Here is a 13,957-nt window from a genome sequence, read left to right as displayed (position 1 = left end):
TCTTTTTCCATTTTTTCTAATCTCCGTAGACTTACAGTATGGACAATGCACAGTATGAACCCTCTCCTCATCCCTTTATTATGCAACACCAGAATGCGCTATCCAGCATAATGACTGGTTTGTACGACGTACAGCAGTCCGAGAATTAGCTCAGAATTTTAAAGATGACCCCGACATCAAATCCATCCTCAAAGAACGCGCTACCCAGGATAATCACGAAAATGTGCGACGTGCAGCAGTCCAAGAATTAGCTCAGAACTTCAAAGATGATCCCAACACCAAATCTATCCTTAAAGAACGCGCTATCCAGGATAATCACGAAAATGTGCGACGTGCAGCAGTTCAAGAATTAGCTCAGAACTTCAAAGATGACCCCGACACGAAAACCTGGCTCAAACAACGCGCTACCCAGGATGATAAGTGGGAAGTGCGAGGTGCAGCAGTCCAACAATTAAGTAAATACTTTAAATATCAGCCTGAGTTGTTTGATATCTACCACAACTGCGCTGTTAATGATTCCTTTGAACGAAAGGAAGATTATGAAACTAATCCTCGGCGCATTGCACTGGAGATAATTATCAAGCAATTTCCTCAGCATCCCCAGAGTTTACCACTGTTGCGCGATCGCACAGAGAATGACCCAGATGAGCAAGTGCGGGAATTTGCTCAGAAGAAATTAAAGCAGTTGGAAGGGTAAATGTAAGCTGATTTACTATTCACAGTAGAAACCGCAAAATAAAGGCTTACTATTATCTATGTCACAATTGAGGAACAGACAATAAACCCAACCAATGAACAAGCACAAGCCTGTGTGCGAGTCTGCCAAATGTTATCTAATACTTACAAAGATATTCACCTGTTTCGTTTTCAAATCCAAACTAGAGATGTGTATATTTTGGCAGGGAGAATATTGAAATTATCATACCCCCTAGTGGACTCTGGAGGTTTTTGAATGAAACCGAACTTTGAAGCAATGACTAACAAAGAATTAAAAGCCTATATACTTGCACAACGAGATGATGATGAGGCTATTCGTGTCTTATTTAGTCGCCGTAATCCTCCTGACTCGGAAGCAACATGGTACGGGCCAATGGTAGCTGAAGACGGTACGCCAATAGAAGAAAATATTCGCATTGCAGAAGAAGCAATTAAGCAACGTATTGAGCAAGCAAATAAAAGCAAGCAAGATTCTCAAAGTTAAGAATAAAAATGTAAGCTGAGGTTATGCCCAAGGAAATTAGAGAACTTAAAAGCTTGTTATTGCAAGCAGAGTTTATTTATAAACCAGCAAAGGGTAGCCACAGTAAATGGATGCATCCACAATTGCCTAAAGCTATTATTATTGCTGGCAAAGATGGTAGCGATGCCAAACTTATTTAGAAAAGCAAGTTAATGAAGCACTAGAAGAACTAAATAAAATTAAAGAAGACGAGGAGACACAAGAATGAAATATACAATCGTGATTCAATGGTCAGAAGAAGACGATTGTTATGTGGTTTTGCTGCCTGATTTTACTAATATAATGCAGCCTTGCACTCACGGAGAGACTTATGAAGAAGCTCTGAAAAATGCTCAGGAAGTTTTAGAAATGCTGATTGAAACATATTTAGCTGATGATGAACCTCTACCAGAGCCTAAAACGCTAGGAAAATCTTTGGAAGTTGCATAGATAAGCAAAGAGAGTATTGGTAAATCACGGGAGTGGAAATGTAAACAGAGGCTATGCCCAAGAAAATCAGAGAACTCAAAAGCTTGTTGCTATAAGCAGGGTTTACCTCCCGTAGTGGTAAAGGTAGCCACACTAATTGGTATCATCCTCTTTTATCTGAGAGAGTTACTATATCAGGTAAAGACGGAAGTGATGCCAAAGCCTACCAAGAAAAAGACGTTAATAATACACTTCAAAGGTTAGAAGAAATTAAAAATGCTCAAGAGGAAGAAAAAGAATGAATTATCGCTACACAATAATTATTCAGTGGTTTGATGAAGATGAATGTTTTGTTGTCAGTCTTCCTGAATGGGGAGAATTTTGTCACACTCACGGAGAGACTTACGAAGAAGCTTTTAAAAATACTCAAGAAGTTTTAGAAATGCTGATTGAGTCATCTTTAGCTGATGGTCAAACTCTACCAGAGCCTAAGACGTTAGGAAAGTCTTTGGAAGTTGCATAAAATTTAGAAATTAAAGGGGTAGCTTATGAACACATCTGTAAATACTATCAAAGTCTACGACGAAATTATAGAGTTTATTGCTGCTGGAACCACTCCCCAAAGCGTTATCGATTTTAAACTCTCAGATGCAGCCAAAGAGCGTTTGGAGGATCTCGTTTATCGGGCAAAAACTGAAGGGCTTACAGGAAGTGATCAGCGAGAGTTAGATCATTTCCTCACGCTAGAGCATATTATGCTACTAGCAAAAGCAAAAGCTCGTCAGTACGTTAACCCTCAATAAGTATTCAATATGTCTCGTCCATATATTAATGTAGAGCTGCGGCGCTTAGTTGCCGATCGCGCCGAGCATATTTGCGAGTACTGTCTCGTCTCTGAAGTAGATAGATCGTCAGGTTGTCAAGTTGACCATATAATCAGTGTTAAACACGGCGGCGCTACAACAGCAGATAATCTCTGCTATGCCTGTATTTTCTGTAACCTGCAAAAAGGGACGGATTTAGGCTCAATTAATTGGCAAACTGGCGACCTTGTGAGGTTTTTTAACCCACGCAGAGACTTTTGGGGTGAGCATTTTCGACTAGATGAGGCTGTAATTCAATATCAAACAGAAATTGGAGAAGTTACCGCACGTATCCTGGATTTTAACGGCGATGAAAGAATTCTAGAACGACAAGCTTTAATCGCATCTGGTCAGTATCCCTCAGCATCGGCACTAAAACAGATAAATAAATGAGTTATGATGTGCGATCGCACCCACCAATGGGAATTCTATACTTGGCAACTATTGCTACTTCACCATTAGAACTCCCAAGGTAAATATATAATGTCCTATCAAAATATTGCAGCTACCCTTTCGCCACAAGATATCCAAGAAATTAAAGCTGCACTACAGACAGTCCAAAAAAAGCTGCCCTTTCTGATTACTCTCAGCACTGAAGAACGGCGTAAGTTGGTAAAAATGGGCGATAAAAGTCTAGCCTTTGTAAACAATAGCATCACTGCTGCTCAGTCTAACCGCGAAATTCTTCCAGCCACTTTTGACGTTGAAGAACTTGTTCAAGATTATCAATTAGCTGCTACCCTTACCGAACTTTTAATCTCCATGCAGCAACTCACCGAACAGGTAGATGATACCTTAATGGCTGTCGGTAGTGAAGCGATGACTAGCAGTTTGACAGTTTATGATTACGTGAAGACTGCATCGAAAAAGACTCCAGGCTTAAAAACTGTTGCTGAACAGTTGGGCGAACGTTTTAAAGCTATTGGTAAGGGCAAATCTGCTAAAACTCCCGTCTCTTGATAATTTAATACTCATTGGCGAACTATAGGGGCGTACAAATGTATGCCCCTATTTTGTTTATCCACCTTTTATCTCCGTCGTCGAGTATTTGAGGTGGATGAATCCACCTTTTATCTCCGTCGTCGAGTATTTGAGGTGGATGAATCCACCTTTTATCTCCGTTGTCGAGTATTTGAGGTGGATGAATCCACCTTTTATCTCCGTTGACGAGTATTTGAGGTGGATGAATCCACCTTTTATCTCCGTCAACGAGTATTTGAACTGGATGAATCCACTTCTACTGGTTCCGTGGTTAGGGTAGCATAGCTGTACTAACTTACAGCGATGAGAATATCTACCTATTATGCCGCTCTAAGATTTTGCGATCACTATTCCCACACATCTATATAATAAGAAAACAGTCACAATAAGCGATAACTATATTTTGAAACGTATACATACATACAGACAGCAAATCCTAAAAGAAAATAAAGAAACCTGTGTTTCGTCTAACCAAATAATAGGATACTAATAGTAGTAGCATATACAAAAAATGCATTTGTAGCTTCATCTAAATCATATTTGAGTGCATCTGAGTACAGCTTAATATGTTGCAAAATATGTCGACGAAATCTTAGCAAAGGCTTACGGATAAAGTTTCTTGTAGCGAGAACAGAAATTCTTAACCCCCGCCCCAAAAATACTAGAACCCCCATCGTTAAATACTAGCACCCCTACCCCCAGATAGATTTTAACTTTATGTTAAGTCGGGGTTTTGGCGTTTGAGTACAACCTTAATCAATCCAATAAATCCAATCAGTATTAGGTTTTCTATCGAGTTGGATGTCACCTGATATAAGCATAAAAAAGCAGATGACTCTTTCTACTAAATAGACATTACCGATGCAACAGTCTTTAGACAGTATTAGCGATACCCAGACTACCAAAACACAGGATTATGCCCATACATCCAAGCTGAAAAATCTCCTCTCTGGCGTTTTTTTTGAGCCATTATTGAGTGATTTTCGCATTATTTTTGAGCGCGATCCCGCAGCAAGGAATTGGCTAGAAGTAGTGTTTTGCTACCCTGGATTGCACGCGCTATGTTTGCATCGTCTTGCTCACTGGTTACATAGTCGAAGAGTCGGTTTTATCCCCCGTTTAATTTCTCATTTGGGGCGATTTTTGACCGGAATTGAAATTCACCCAGGTGCAGAGATTGGTCAAGGCGTGTTTATCGACCACGGAATGGGTGTTGTGATTGGCGAAACTGCGATCGTCGGCGACTATACACTGATTTATCAGGATGTCACCCTTGGCGGAACTGGTAAAGAAACAGGTAAGCGTCATCCCACAGTGGGGAAAAATGCAGTGATTGGGGCGGGTGCGAAAGTTTTGGGTAATCTGCAAATTGGCGATCGCGTCCGTATTGGTGCAGGTTCCATTGTCTTGCAGAATATCCCTAACGACTGCACAGTTGTAGGAGTTCCCGGTCGAATTATTTCTCGTAACGAAAGCGCTAGCCTTTCTCCTTTAGAACATGGAAAGCTACCTGATATGGAAGCAACCGTGATTCGTTCTTTGCTCTCACGCATCGAGCAACTCGAAAAACGACTGCAAACTTTAGGCGTTAAGAGTCATTAGTCATTCGCAAAGGACAAATGACAACTGACAAAGGACAAAGGACAAATGACAAATCACGTTTTGCAGATTCCTTTGAGCGATCGCTGGCGAATCTATCACCGCTTGCAAGAGTTAAAAATTAATAGCTCTTGTCTCCCCGATGGTTCTTTGCGAGTGCAAGTGAACAATTTGCTAGAAGCGATTCTGATTCGCAGTACAGTTATGCAGTTTCTTGCTTCTCGTCACGAATTATTAGAGTGGCTAGAGCGTTGCTGGCATTATAGTGATGAGTCATGATTATTTCAAAAAGACCTAATTCAGAGACGCTTAATCTTGAATTCATGACGCAAGTACTGGACTTCATCCTTTTTGTTCACTGATGCACAAAGCTCAAATAGGTTTAGAGTTTGAAGCTACTGTCTGCTAGCAGAATTTGTTGCAGACTGAGATGAATTAGACGGGGTTTAGATTTTATTGGGTCTACTCAATCTAAAATTTCCCTGACATATAGCAACAATTAAAAAGGCGAAATTCCTAAATATAAATTGGAATCTCTGATTTTTAATCTTTTCCCAAATTAAGAAATTGAAAGTTCGATTATGCCGACTCGGAATAGAGATATAAAACTCCTCACTTTTTTGCACAATGAACTTGAACTTTCAAATGCCGATATTGCTGTAGCTCTGCGACACCGTGAATCAGAAAATGGCCCACTACCAATGCTTCTCTGGCAGTATGGTTTCGTTGATTTGGAGCAGCTAGGAAAAATTTTTGATTGGCTAGCAGACCAAAGTTAGCGAATTTGTACCCCTTAGCTTTGTAGTACCATCACCTGCCTAAATTACACCAAAATGCACTAGAAAAGATGAGGTTACGAAGATGATTACATCCTTAATTGCTGGATTCTGTGTATTACTTTGTTCTGGATTTGCTAATAGTTATATTAGCTCATTGCTAATCGAAGACATTTCAAATGACATCGGTAAAAACGATTAGCAAATTATACATTGTTTTAGTTCCCTGCCATACAGATGTAATGCTACTAATAGGGCAATAATTAAGGATCATGTATCCTACATTATGAATTGTGATATTTTTAGCATTTGCCATCGCTGGGGATTGTAGAGGGAAAGGATATTAAGAATACTTCCAAGAGAGGGATATTTGCAATGAATCAAATCATAATTAATGACACTACATTACGTGATGGCGAACAAGCAGCAGGTGTTGCCTTTACTCTACAAGAAAAAGTAGCGATCGCTAAGTTTCTCGATGCCATTGGTATACCGGAATTAGAAGTGGGTATACCGGCAATGGGTGACGAAGAAACGCGGGCGATCGCCGCAATCTCTCACTTGGGTTTACAAGCAAAACTCTTGGGCTGGAATCGTGCTGTGATTTCAGATATCAAGGCTTCCATTGCCTGTGGTTTGGACAGGGTGCATATTGCTATTCCCGTCTCTGGTATCCAAATTGCTGCTAAGTTTCACGGTCAGTGGCGAGTAAGTTTACAAAAACTCAAAGACTCAATTAACTTTGCTCTCGATCAAGGTCTTTGGGTAGCAGTCGGCGGCGAAGATTCTTCTAGGGCTGATGATAATTTCCTCTTAGATGTAGCACTTTATGCCCAAGAATGGGGTGCATCCCGGTTCCGCTTCTGCGACACTGTAGGAGTTCTCGACCCCTTCACCACCTACACCAAAGTCCAACGATTGGTTTCAGCGTTGACGATTCCCTTAGAAATCCACACGCATAATGATTTTGGTCTGGCAACTGCCAACGCCCTTGCGGGTATCAAAGCTGGAGCCTCATCAGTGAGTACCACAGTTAACGGATTGGGTGAAAGGGCGGGAAATGCCGCATTAGAAGAAGTTGTCATGGCGATCAAACGCATCTACGGCGTTGATTTGGGCATTGACACTCCCAGTTTGCTGGAACTGTCTCAACTAGTTGCAACCGCATCCGGTACAGATTTACCACCTTGGAAAGCGATCGTTGGCGAAAATACCTTTGCTCACGAATCTGGCATCCATGCTCACGGGGTATTGCAAAATCCCACTACCTACGAACCATTTGCTCCCGAAGAGGTGGGTTGGGAACGACGTTTAGTTGTAGGTAAACATTCTGGACGGCATTTAGTTGCTAACTTGCTAGAACAGCATGGAATTTTCTTGAACTCCCAAGAAACCCAATCAGTTTTAGACGCAGTGCGCCATCAATCGGTACAGAAAAAACGCAGTTTGACGACAGAAGAATTACTGAATTTGGTCAGAGAACAGAGGTACTCTCATGCAACGCGATGAATTAGAACTAAACTTGCCACCTGCTTTTGAAATTGGTGAAAAAGTCAGAGTTCGGAAACTGCTCAAAAACGATGGTACCTTTCCTGGCAAAGAAGTTGGGCAAGTTTTAGTGAATAAAGGAGATATCGGCTACGTAGCGAGTATAGGCACATATTTGCAGACTTCCTATATATATGCTGTGCATTTCTTAGAAACAGGGTTTGTCGTTGGCTGTATGAAAAAAGAACTAGAATCTGTTGAGGAATCTCATGAAAGTAATGCTACGCATGAATGACGCCGGCACTTTAGTAGTTTACGTTGCGAAAAAAGACCTAGAAGAAGAAGTCGTCAAACAAACCGATGGAAATGATGGCAAGATTCTCACCTTAGCAAATGGTTGGGAATTAGAATTTCGTGAATTGCCAGACACAGCAAATTTACCTCAAACAGTAGAAGCTAAACGCCTCGCTTAAAAATAGTTAGGAGTTAAGAGTTATGAGTTATAAATTTTAACTTTTAACTCCTCACTCCTAACTCCTCGCTTTTAACTCCCTACTCCTAACTTTTTATCAATCATGGGTAACAAGTATTTGACATTATCAGAATTGAACCTTGAAGGACAGTTACTAGGTTTTGTTGGTGGTGAACCAGGAAAATATAAATATTTGCAATTAGCAGTTCCATCTGGAAATGTGGAAATCAAACTGCCTAAAGAGTTGCGCCGTTCTCTAAGTTCATCCTTAGTTCCAGGTCAGCAAGTTCGTGTTTGTGGTCATAGTAAGGTAGACTCGCGCACAAGTAAAATAAAAATTAAAGCCTATCGGGTGACACCAATTGATGCGTGTCCAATTCAAAAATTGCCACTCCAACCCAAAGCTAAAATTATGGTGTGTCAAAAGGGCGGTTGCCTCAAACGTGGTGGTAAAAGTTTATTATCAGAATTAGAAAAAACTTTGTGCGATCGCGGTTTGTTAGACAAAGTTAACATTGAACATACTAGTTGCCAAAAATGCTGTGGCAGCGCTCCCAACTGTGTTTTACAGCTTGGTAACAAGAAATACAAGAATATTCATCCGGAAGCGATCGCATCTTTGCTAGAAAGTCACTTAACTTCAGAACAATAACCTTCTCTAGCTTTTCTTAAAATAATACACTACTTTGTAGGGGTAAAAATTTTATCCCTATTTATTGTAAGTATCGTCTCTATAGCACCTTTGTCAAACTGCGATCAGCTAAGTTATTAACTAGCTACAGAATTTGATAGAGAAGAAGACCCAAACACCTCACCATCCTTTACCACATAACTTTAATCAGCTAGAGCTATATTAAGATAAAAATAACTCTGCATTTTCGTAGTTGTTATAAGCCTTATTACTGCTAAACGCTTTACTATAGCTGAACTTGGCTTCTTTGAGGAGAATGACCGAGTTGAGCTAATTAAGGGTGAAATAATCCAGATGGCAGTAAAAGGTACACTGCACTCTGTTTGTGAAACACGCCTAGAATGAGAATTATATAAACTAGTAGGCGAGCGCGCAACCCTGCGAGGACAACAACCAATTACTTTGTCTGACAACAGTGAACCTGAACTAGATAGAGTAATTGCAAAAAATAGAGATGATGATTATTTAGCGAATCATCCCAGCCCACCTGATATTTTACTCTTACATTGAGATTGCTGATTCATCCTTAAAATATGACCAAGAAGAAAAGCTACTTATTTATGCAGAAGCAAATATCTCTGATTATTGGATATTTAATTTAGTAGATAATTATCTGGAGTGCTACAGCGAACCCAATCAAACTTTGCAAGTTAAATTTGGTTATCGCCGCAAGTTAATTTAATTAATTGAACAGCAGTTACCTCAGCAGTTGAGGTTGGCTATTTAAAGCATGTTCTGTGCTTGTAGCCTATTGTGCTTAACTATCTCTATTGATGCAATACCTAGTCTCCTACCTGTCATATCTGTCGTTTCTATTATCTCTGTCATATCTGTCGTTTCTGTCATATCTGTCATATCTGTCGTTTCTGTCATATCTGTCATATCTGTCGTTTCTGCGATCGCCAACTGAAAACTCAGCTCGGCAACCATTTTTCACCCAAATACGATTTCTCCGATAGCCCCAATTTCCTCTACAACTGGTGTTAGACAGTTGCCTGACAAGCCTCACTCTACCTCTTGTATTTACCGAACAAGTATTCCTTCGATTATTTTGGCTTGAACAAGTTATTATCTCTTGAGCCAAAGCTGGGGCAGCAATACTCAAAAGTGTACCGATACTAAGACTAGCAACCAGAAAGGTCGCAGCAATTGTGGGAAGGCGCATAATCATAATAAAATGCTAGATTTATTCCAGATTTCAGAAACAAAAACTATAGTAATTCTAGCAAATTGCAACGGGCGATGCCTTCGGCAAGGCTTCGCCAACGCTGTCAAGATGCTAATAGAAGGATGCATTCATGTTGTTATCTAATCGATATTGGGTGTTTCATCAGGATTTATAAGTAAATCGTAGTTAAAAGCTTTGGCAAAAATAAGGCATAATTTCACCTCTAACTCAGTCTAGCTCTGTATCCAGCGTCAGGTAGTCGGACTTTTATTAAGGATGTTTACGCAATCCCCAATCTAATATGTAAAATGGTCAGCGTATCTTGCTTGATGCAGGCGATCGCTTTATGGCCATTACAAAACGGCGGCTACCGACATTTTTACAGTTTGGCAAAAGTCTTAATCTTTCCCAAAAACTCATGTTCATCGGGTTAGGGATTACCCTATTTTTCATCTTCCTGGCCTTCTTCGCTCCCGTATTGCAGGCTTGGGGATGGCTGCAAAACCCTAAAGATTTTCTCTCTAATCCAATTCATGAGTCACCCTCAGCTAAACATTGGTTTGGTACTAGTCGCCTGGGTTATGATGTGTTCTCCCGAACATTGTTTGGCGCTCAAGCTGCTTTGCAGGTGGTGATTTTGGCAACAGCGCTGAGTATGATTATCGGTGTGCCTTTGGGGATGCTTAGTGGGTATATCGGCGGTAAATTGGATAAAGTGTTGCTATTTATTATGGATAGCATCTACACTCTACCGGGGCTACTGCTATCTGTGACACTGGCGTTTGTGGTGGGGCGTGGGATATTAAATGCAGCGATCGCTATTAGCATTGCCTACATCCCCCAATATTACCGGGTTGTTCGCAACCACACCGTCAGCGTTAAAACCGAAGTGTTCATCGAAGCTGCTCAAGCAATGGGTGCTTCCACTTGGGTTGTGCTTTCTCGTTATTTATTTTTCAACGTCATTCAAAGTGTACCCGTCCTATTTACACTCAATGCCGCTGATGCGATTTTGGTATTGGGCGGTTTAGGCTTTTTGGGGCTAGGACTTCCCGAAGAAGTGGCAGAATGGGGACATGATTTAAAACAAGCCTTAGAAGCTTTACCTACTGGCATTTGGTGGACTACGCTTTTCCCTGGCTTAACGATGACATTTATGGTGGTAGGGTTATCACTACTTGGTGAGGGGTTAAATGAATTTGTCAATCCCCGTTTACGGAGAGAAAATAGAATCCGATAGTAATCATTGGTCAGACGCGATTAATCGCGTCTGTACAATGGTCATTAGTTTTAGACAAAGGACAAATGACTAATGACAAATAACAATACAGAGATTTATATGAAAGATAATCTAACGTTAATTGCTGCCGCTACTGGCGGGTTTATCCTTTCCATTGCTCTTGCTGGTATCTTAAGAGGTGCGCCAATTATAGCTTGGCAAGAGCAATCGAGTTTCCGCAGCACGACTTTTGCTAATTTACAAAAATCAGAGTTGAAAGCTGCGCGTCTTCTCCCAAGCAAAGACATGCGAACAGATCGGGGTTGAAAACGACTCGCGCCCAATAATAGGGAATAGGGAATAGCTGTTCACCAATTACTAATGCCCAACGACAAATGACAAATGACAAATGACAAATGACAAAATTCAAGTAATTGGCATTGATGTCGGGGGAACAGCAATTAAGCTGGGGCGTTTTGCCGCTGATGGTACTTGTCTGCAATCTATGACTATGGCAGCTCCCCAACCAACAACACCGGAAGCAGTGTTGGCGGTGCTAAAAAATGCGATCGCTCAAATCGATCCAGATAATCAAGCTGTTGCTATTGGTGTTGGTACTCCTGGCCCATCCGATGCTGCAGGACGCATTGCCAAAATCGCTATTAACTTACCTGGATGGATCGATGTGCCTTTAGCAGACTGGTTAGAAGCTAAAACTGGCAAACCGACTGCGATCGCTAATGATGCTAATTGCGCTCTTTTGGGAGAAGCTTGGCTGGGAGCCGGTCGCCACTTTCAAAATCTGATTCTGCTAACTTTAGGTACTGGGGTTGGTGGCGCAATTATCCTTGATGGCAAACTATTTATTGGACATCAAGGAGCCGCTGGAGAATTGGGTTTAATTTCATTAAATCCTGATGGCCCAATTTGTAATAGTGGCAATCGAGGCTCTTTGGAACAATATGCCTGTGCGACTGCAATTCGCCGCCGCACTCTCAAGGAACCCATTGAATTGGGTTTTCTTGCCCAACAAGGAGATGCCGCAGCATTGACTTTTTGGCAAGAATATGGTATTAATTTGGGAATTGGTTTAACGAGTTTGATTTATGTACTCACACCGCAAGCGATCGTGATTGGTGGCGGTATCAGTGGCAGCTTTGAGTTTTTCTTACCAAGTGTGAAGGCAGAAATTGAGAAGCGAGTACAGCCTTTATCACGAAAAGGTTTACAGATATTGCCAGCCGAGTTGGGCAATTTTGCAGGGATAGTAGGTGCAGCAAAGTTGGCATGGCAATGCTATTCAGGATTTTAGATTATGGTTTAAACAATTCCAGCTAGAGACATTAATCTTTACGAATTAAGTAGGTGGGCGTAAATATTTGTCGTTGGGATAAGGCAGGAGGAAAAAGGGTTGGCGTTGCTGATTGGAAGTATGAATTAGTCTCACGCAAAGATGCAAAGGCGCAAGGAATCGTTGTTTAGTTATATATATCAAAAATGTCAATTCATACTCTGATTCAGCAACGCCGAAAATCAGATATGCAAGGACGCATCTCCAGTATCCAAATTGAACTGAGTTGTGAGCAACAAAATCTATTAAACAATCGAAATTGCCTGTAAGGGTCGAGCATGAATATGAACGCAAGGGGGCACTCAATTTATTCGCCGCTTTTGATACTCGTATAGAAAAAGTATGGGGTCGGACTTATGAGCGTAAATGTCAAGAAGAGTTTATTGCTTTCCTAGAATACCTAGACAAAAGTATTCCTCAATCAATTACAACAATTCACTTGATACTAGATAATTTGAGTGTACACAAGGGTAAAAAGGTACAAGCATGGTTGCTTAAACATCCACGTTTTGTCTTTCATCATCCTCCTGTTTACTGTTCGTGGATGAATCAAGTGGAACAATGGTTTAGTATTTTGCAACGTAAACGTTTACGAATTGCGGATTTTACTGATAAAAAGGAATTAGGCGATCGCATGAGTGCATTCATTGCTGAGTGGAACCTCGTGGCACATCCTTTTAATTGGAGCAGTAAATCTGTACTTCAAGTGATAGCGAAATGCTAGGTTGAACATCCTCAAACAGATGCCTGTACCAACCCACCTATCGCTGCATGATTTCTGTACCCCTTTTATAGTGATGCGTACTTAGCGCATCGCTATTTAAAGATAAGCACGACATTTCCACGTATTTGGCTAGCCCCATGATCAACTTAGATATCGATGATCGCAAACAACTAATTACCTTGCTTAAGGATCTACCAGAATTAGCAACAGAGCGATCGCGTCTACAAATCCTGGAATTGTCTGGTCTAAAGCAGTTAGCACCCATGATGGATCTGTCGGGTACTTCCTTTGTAGCAGTTAGTGAAATTGTTAGCTATCTATCAAAGTATGGGCGTTTGACCTATAATCATGAGGCAGTAGGGCTATTTCTCAACACTCTCAAGGGCTTTGTAGGGGTTCAGCAGCAAGAAATCCTGGATAGGTTGTTAATAAAGTATGACATGATGACACCGATCGCCGCACTCCCTGATGTTGGTCAGTGGAAAGGCAAAGAAACGACAGCAGATGTTCTAGAAAAGATTATTGGCGAGAATACGCTACGCCCCATTGCCTTTTTACAACGAGGACTAGAGGTAGCGCGATCGGTTGCTTATATTGGAGTCCAGTCTGGTTATGAGCGCTGGTCAGGGACGGGCTTTTTAGTAGCTGAAGATTTATTGCTTACGAATAATCACGTTTTGCCAAGTTCAGATTTATTATTAAATTCCATATTTCGCTTTAACTACGAAGATGATTTTCGGGGACATTCTCAGCCTAGTCAAGAATATCACGCAAAGCCTAGTGGACTATTCCACACCAATCAGGATCTAGATTATACCGTGGTTCAACTTGATGGCGAACCTGGGCAGAAATGGAAATGGTTGCCTTTATTATCAAGAAATATCGGCGTTGCATAAGTGCGGGATGAATCAGGTTAACACGGGTATTTTCCCGTACTTCAAGTAATGAAGTAATAATCGAATTGAATACTTCAGCAT

22 protein-coding genes and 2 pseudogenes are annotated in these 13,957 nt (G+C 41.0%); 23 read left to right on the top strand and 1 reads right to left on the bottom strand.

The features are described 5' to 3' along the window. Window positions 1–100: 100 nt before the first annotated feature. The 18 genes and pseudogenes from V7K89_RS18310 to V7K89_RS18230 form a co-directional block, all read left to right on the top strand. The gene (locus V7K89_RS18310; RefSeq protein WP_335189520.1) at window positions 101–697 is read left to right on the top strand and encodes a HEAT repeat domain-containing protein; all 597 of its coding nucleotides are present in this window, start codon (window positions 101–103) and stop codon (window positions 695–697) included. 129 nt (window positions 698–826) lie between these two features. Next, on the top strand, window positions 827–952 hold the full coding sequence (locus tag V7K89_RS35950; RefSeq protein ID WP_442941710.1) for a DUF6888 family protein: 126 nt from the start codon (window positions 827–829) through the stop codon (window positions 950–952). Further along, window positions 953–1,201 carry a DUF6887 family protein gene (locus V7K89_RS18305; protein ID WP_335189516.1) on the top strand — a complete coding sequence of 83 codons (249 nt, stop codon included), beginning with the start codon at window positions 953–955 and terminating at the stop codon, window positions 1,199–1,201. Between the two features lie 23 nt (window positions 1,202–1,224). Beyond that, a pseudogene (locus V7K89_RS18300) lies at window positions 1,225–1,448 on the top strand (type II toxin-antitoxin system HicA family toxin). Continuing rightward, window positions 1,445–1,669, top strand: a complete 225-nt coding sequence (locus tag V7K89_RS18295; protein WP_335189514.1) for a type II toxin-antitoxin system HicB family antitoxin — start codon at window positions 1,445–1,447, stop codon at window positions 1,667–1,669. Before V7K89_RS18300 ends, V7K89_RS18295 begins: the two are co-directional and overlap by 4 nt. A 277-nt stretch (window positions 1,670–1,946) precedes the next feature. Then, on the top strand, window positions 1,947–2,171 hold the full coding sequence (locus tag V7K89_RS18290) for a type II toxin-antitoxin system HicB family antitoxin (RefSeq protein ID WP_335189512.1): 225 nt from the start codon (window positions 1,947–1,949) through the stop codon (window positions 2,169–2,171). Window positions 2,172–2,196: 25 nt separating this feature from the next. After that, on the top strand, window positions 2,197–2,451 hold the full coding sequence (locus V7K89_RS18285; RefSeq protein WP_335189510.1) for a hypothetical protein: 255 nt from the start codon (window positions 2,197–2,199) through the stop codon (window positions 2,449–2,451). Between the two features lie 9 nt (window positions 2,452–2,460). Next, window positions 2,461–2,904, top strand: a complete 444-nt coding sequence (locus tag V7K89_RS18280) for an HNH endonuclease (RefSeq protein ID WP_335189508.1) — start codon at window positions 2,461–2,463, stop codon at window positions 2,902–2,904. A 90-nt stretch (window positions 2,905–2,994) separates the two neighbouring features. Next, window positions 2,995–3,471 carry a hypothetical protein gene (locus V7K89_RS18275; protein WP_335189506.1) on the top strand — a complete coding sequence of 159 codons (477 nt, stop codon included), beginning with the start codon at window positions 2,995–2,997 and terminating at the stop codon, window positions 3,469–3,471. Window positions 3,472–3,513: 42 nt separating this feature from the next. Beyond that, the gene (locus V7K89_RS18270; protein WP_335189504.1) at window positions 3,514–3,678 is read left to right on the top strand and encodes a hypothetical protein; all 165 of its coding nucleotides are present in this window, start codon (window positions 3,514–3,516) and stop codon (window positions 3,676–3,678) included. Window positions 3,679–4,353: 675 nt separating this feature from the next. After that, window positions 4,354–5,094: a serine O-acetyltransferase gene (cysE, locus tag V7K89_RS18265; protein ID WP_335189502.1), complete on the top strand. Its 741-nt coding sequence runs from the start codon at window positions 4,354–4,356 to the stop codon at window positions 5,092–5,094. 45 nt (window positions 5,095–5,139) lie between these two features. After that, complete coding sequence (locus V7K89_RS18260; protein ID WP_335189499.1) at window positions 5,140–5,370, top strand: Asr1405/Asl0597 family protein; 231 nt, start codon at window positions 5,140–5,142, stop codon at window positions 5,368–5,370. Between the two features lie 302 nt (window positions 5,371–5,672). Then, window positions 5,673–5,870, top strand: a complete 198-nt coding sequence (locus tag V7K89_RS18255) for a DUF2949 domain-containing protein (RefSeq protein WP_335189497.1) — start codon at window positions 5,673–5,675, stop codon at window positions 5,868–5,870. A 372-nt stretch (window positions 5,871–6,242) separates the two neighbouring features. Next, a complete protein-coding gene (nifV, locus tag V7K89_RS18250) occupies window positions 6,243–7,376 on the top strand; it encodes a homocitrate synthase (RefSeq protein ID WP_335189495.1) in 1,134 nt (377 codons plus the stop codon). After that, the gene (locus V7K89_RS18245; protein ID WP_335189493.1) at window positions 7,363–7,650 is read left to right on the top strand and encodes a nitrogen fixation protein NifZ; all 288 of its coding nucleotides are present in this window, start codon (window positions 7,363–7,365) and stop codon (window positions 7,648–7,650) included. Before nifV ends, V7K89_RS18245 begins: the two co-directional genes overlap by 14 nt. Next, a complete protein-coding gene (nifT, locus tag V7K89_RS18240; protein WP_069070440.1) occupies window positions 7,625–7,828 on the top strand; it encodes a putative nitrogen fixation protein NifT in 204 nt (67 codons plus the stop codon). Before V7K89_RS18245 ends, nifT begins: the two co-directional genes overlap by 26 nt. 102 nt (window positions 7,829–7,930) lie before the next feature. Next, window positions 7,931–8,479, top strand: a complete 549-nt coding sequence (locus V7K89_RS18235) for a (2Fe-2S) ferredoxin domain-containing protein (protein WP_335189491.1) — start codon at window positions 7,931–7,933, stop codon at window positions 8,477–8,479. Window positions 8,480–8,716: 237 nt separating this feature from the next. Continuing rightward, a pseudogene (locus V7K89_RS18230) lies at window positions 8,717–9,197 on the top strand (Uma2 family endonuclease); the annotation flags it as partial. 111 nt (window positions 9,198–9,308) lie between these two features. On the opposite strand, the gene V7K89_RS35945 reads toward V7K89_RS18230, so the two are convergent. After that, window positions 9,309–9,683: a DUF3011 domain-containing protein gene (locus V7K89_RS35945; protein WP_442941709.1), complete on the bottom strand. Its 375-nt coding sequence runs from the start codon at window positions 9,681–9,683 to the stop codon at window positions 9,309–9,311. A 349-nt stretch (window positions 9,684–10,032) separates the two neighbouring features. On the opposite strand from V7K89_RS35945, the gene V7K89_RS18220 reads away from it, so the two are divergent. The 5 genes from V7K89_RS18220 (at window position 10,033) to V7K89_RS18200 (ending at window position 13,876) form a co-directional block, all read left to right on the top strand. Beyond that, window positions 10,033–10,926: an ABC transporter permease gene (locus V7K89_RS18220; RefSeq protein WP_335189487.1), complete on the top strand. Its 894-nt coding sequence runs from the start codon at window positions 10,033–10,035 to the stop codon at window positions 10,924–10,926. A 99-nt stretch (window positions 10,927–11,025) separates the two neighbouring features. Beyond that, window positions 11,026–11,232: a hypothetical protein gene (locus tag V7K89_RS18215; protein ID WP_335189518.1), complete on the top strand. Its 207-nt coding sequence runs from the start codon at window positions 11,026–11,028 to the stop codon at window positions 11,230–11,232. Window positions 11,233–11,314: 82 nt separating this feature from the next. Next, window positions 11,315–12,217, top strand: a complete 903-nt coding sequence (locus tag V7K89_RS18210) for an ROK family protein (RefSeq protein WP_335189485.1) — start codon at window positions 11,315–11,317, stop codon at window positions 12,215–12,217. A gap of 298 nt (window positions 12,218–12,515) precedes the next feature. After that, window positions 12,516–12,980 carry an IS630 family transposase gene (locus tag V7K89_RS18205; RefSeq protein WP_335189483.1) on the top strand — a complete coding sequence of 155 codons (465 nt, stop codon included), beginning with the start codon at window positions 12,516–12,518 and terminating at the stop codon, window positions 12,978–12,980. 137 nt (window positions 12,981–13,117) lie between these two features. Beyond that, on the top strand, window positions 13,118–13,876 hold the full coding sequence (locus V7K89_RS18200) for a trypsin-like peptidase domain-containing protein (protein ID WP_335189481.1): 759 nt from the start codon (window positions 13,118–13,120) through the stop codon (window positions 13,874–13,876). The last annotated feature ends 81 nt before the right edge of the window (window positions 13,877–13,957 follow it).

Origin of the sequence: Nostoc sp., from assembly GCF_036917515.1 — a bacterium.
GTDB lineage: Bacteria > Cyanobacteriota > Cyanobacteriia > Cyanobacteriales > Nostocaceae > Nostoc.
The sequence above is the reverse complement of the archived record's forward strand: the minus strand, read 5'-3'. Positions and strand labels throughout refer to the sequence as shown.

Coding starts and splice junctions, on each gene's coding strand:
- V7K89_RS35950 (WP_442941710.1), top strand. CDS start 827: ATGTTATCTAATACTTACAAAGATATTCACCTGTTTCGTTTTCAAATC.
- V7K89_RS18305 (WP_335189516.1), top strand. CDS start 953: ATGAAACCGAACTTTGAAGCAATGACTAACAAAGAATTAAAAGCCTAT.
- V7K89_RS18295 (WP_335189514.1), top strand. CDS start 1,445: ATGAAATATACAATCGTGATTCAATGGTCAGAAGAAGACGATTGTTAT.
- V7K89_RS18290 (WP_335189512.1), top strand. CDS start 1,947: ATGAATTATCGCTACACAATAATTATTCAGTGGTTTGATGAAGATGAA.
- V7K89_RS18285 (WP_335189510.1), top strand. CDS start 2,197: ATGAACACATCTGTAAATACTATCAAAGTCTACGACGAAATTATAGAG.
- V7K89_RS18280 (WP_335189508.1), top strand. CDS start 2,461: ATGTCTCGTCCATATATTAATGTAGAGCTGCGGCGCTTAGTTGCCGAT.
- V7K89_RS18275 (WP_335189506.1), top strand. CDS start 2,995: ATGTCCTATCAAAATATTGCAGCTACCCTTTCGCCACAAGATATCCAA.
- V7K89_RS18270 (WP_335189504.1), top strand. CDS start 3,514: ATGCCCCTATTTTGTTTATCCACCTTTTATCTCCGTCGTCGAGTATTT.
- cysE (WP_335189502.1), top strand. CDS start 4,354: ATGCAACAGTCTTTAGACAGTATTAGCGATACCCAGACTACCAAAACA.
- V7K89_RS18260 (WP_335189499.1), top strand. CDS start 5,140: ATGACAAATCACGTTTTGCAGATTCCTTTGAGCGATCGCTGGCGAATC.
- V7K89_RS18255 (WP_335189497.1), top strand. CDS start 5,673: ATGCCGACTCGGAATAGAGATATAAAACTCCTCACTTTTTTGCACAAT.
- nifV (WP_335189495.1), top strand. CDS start 6,243: ATGAATCAAATCATAATTAATGACACTACATTACGTGATGGCGAACAA.
- V7K89_RS18245 (WP_335189493.1), top strand. CDS start 7,363: ATGCAACGCGATGAATTAGAACTAAACTTGCCACCTGCTTTTGAAATT.
- nifT (WP_069070440.1), top strand. CDS start 7,625: ATGAAAGTAATGCTACGCATGAATGACGCCGGCACTTTAGTAGTTTAC.
- V7K89_RS18235 (WP_335189491.1), top strand. CDS start 7,931: ATGGGTAACAAGTATTTGACATTATCAGAATTGAACCTTGAAGGACAG.
- V7K89_RS35945 (WP_442941709.1), bottom strand. CDS start 9,683: ATGCGCCTTCCCACAATTGCTGCGACCTTTCTGGTTGCTAGTCTTAGT.
- V7K89_RS18220 (WP_335189487.1), top strand. CDS start 10,033: ATGGCCATTACAAAACGGCGGCTACCGACATTTTTACAGTTTGGCAAA.
- V7K89_RS18215 (WP_335189518.1), top strand. CDS start 11,026: ATGAAAGATAATCTAACGTTAATTGCTGCCGCTACTGGCGGGTTTATC.
- V7K89_RS18210 (WP_335189485.1), top strand. CDS start 11,315: ATGACAAATGACAAAATTCAAGTAATTGGCATTGATGTCGGGGGAACA.
- V7K89_RS18200 (WP_335189481.1), top strand. CDS start 13,118: ATGATCAACTTAGATATCGATGATCGCAAACAACTAATTACCTTGCTT.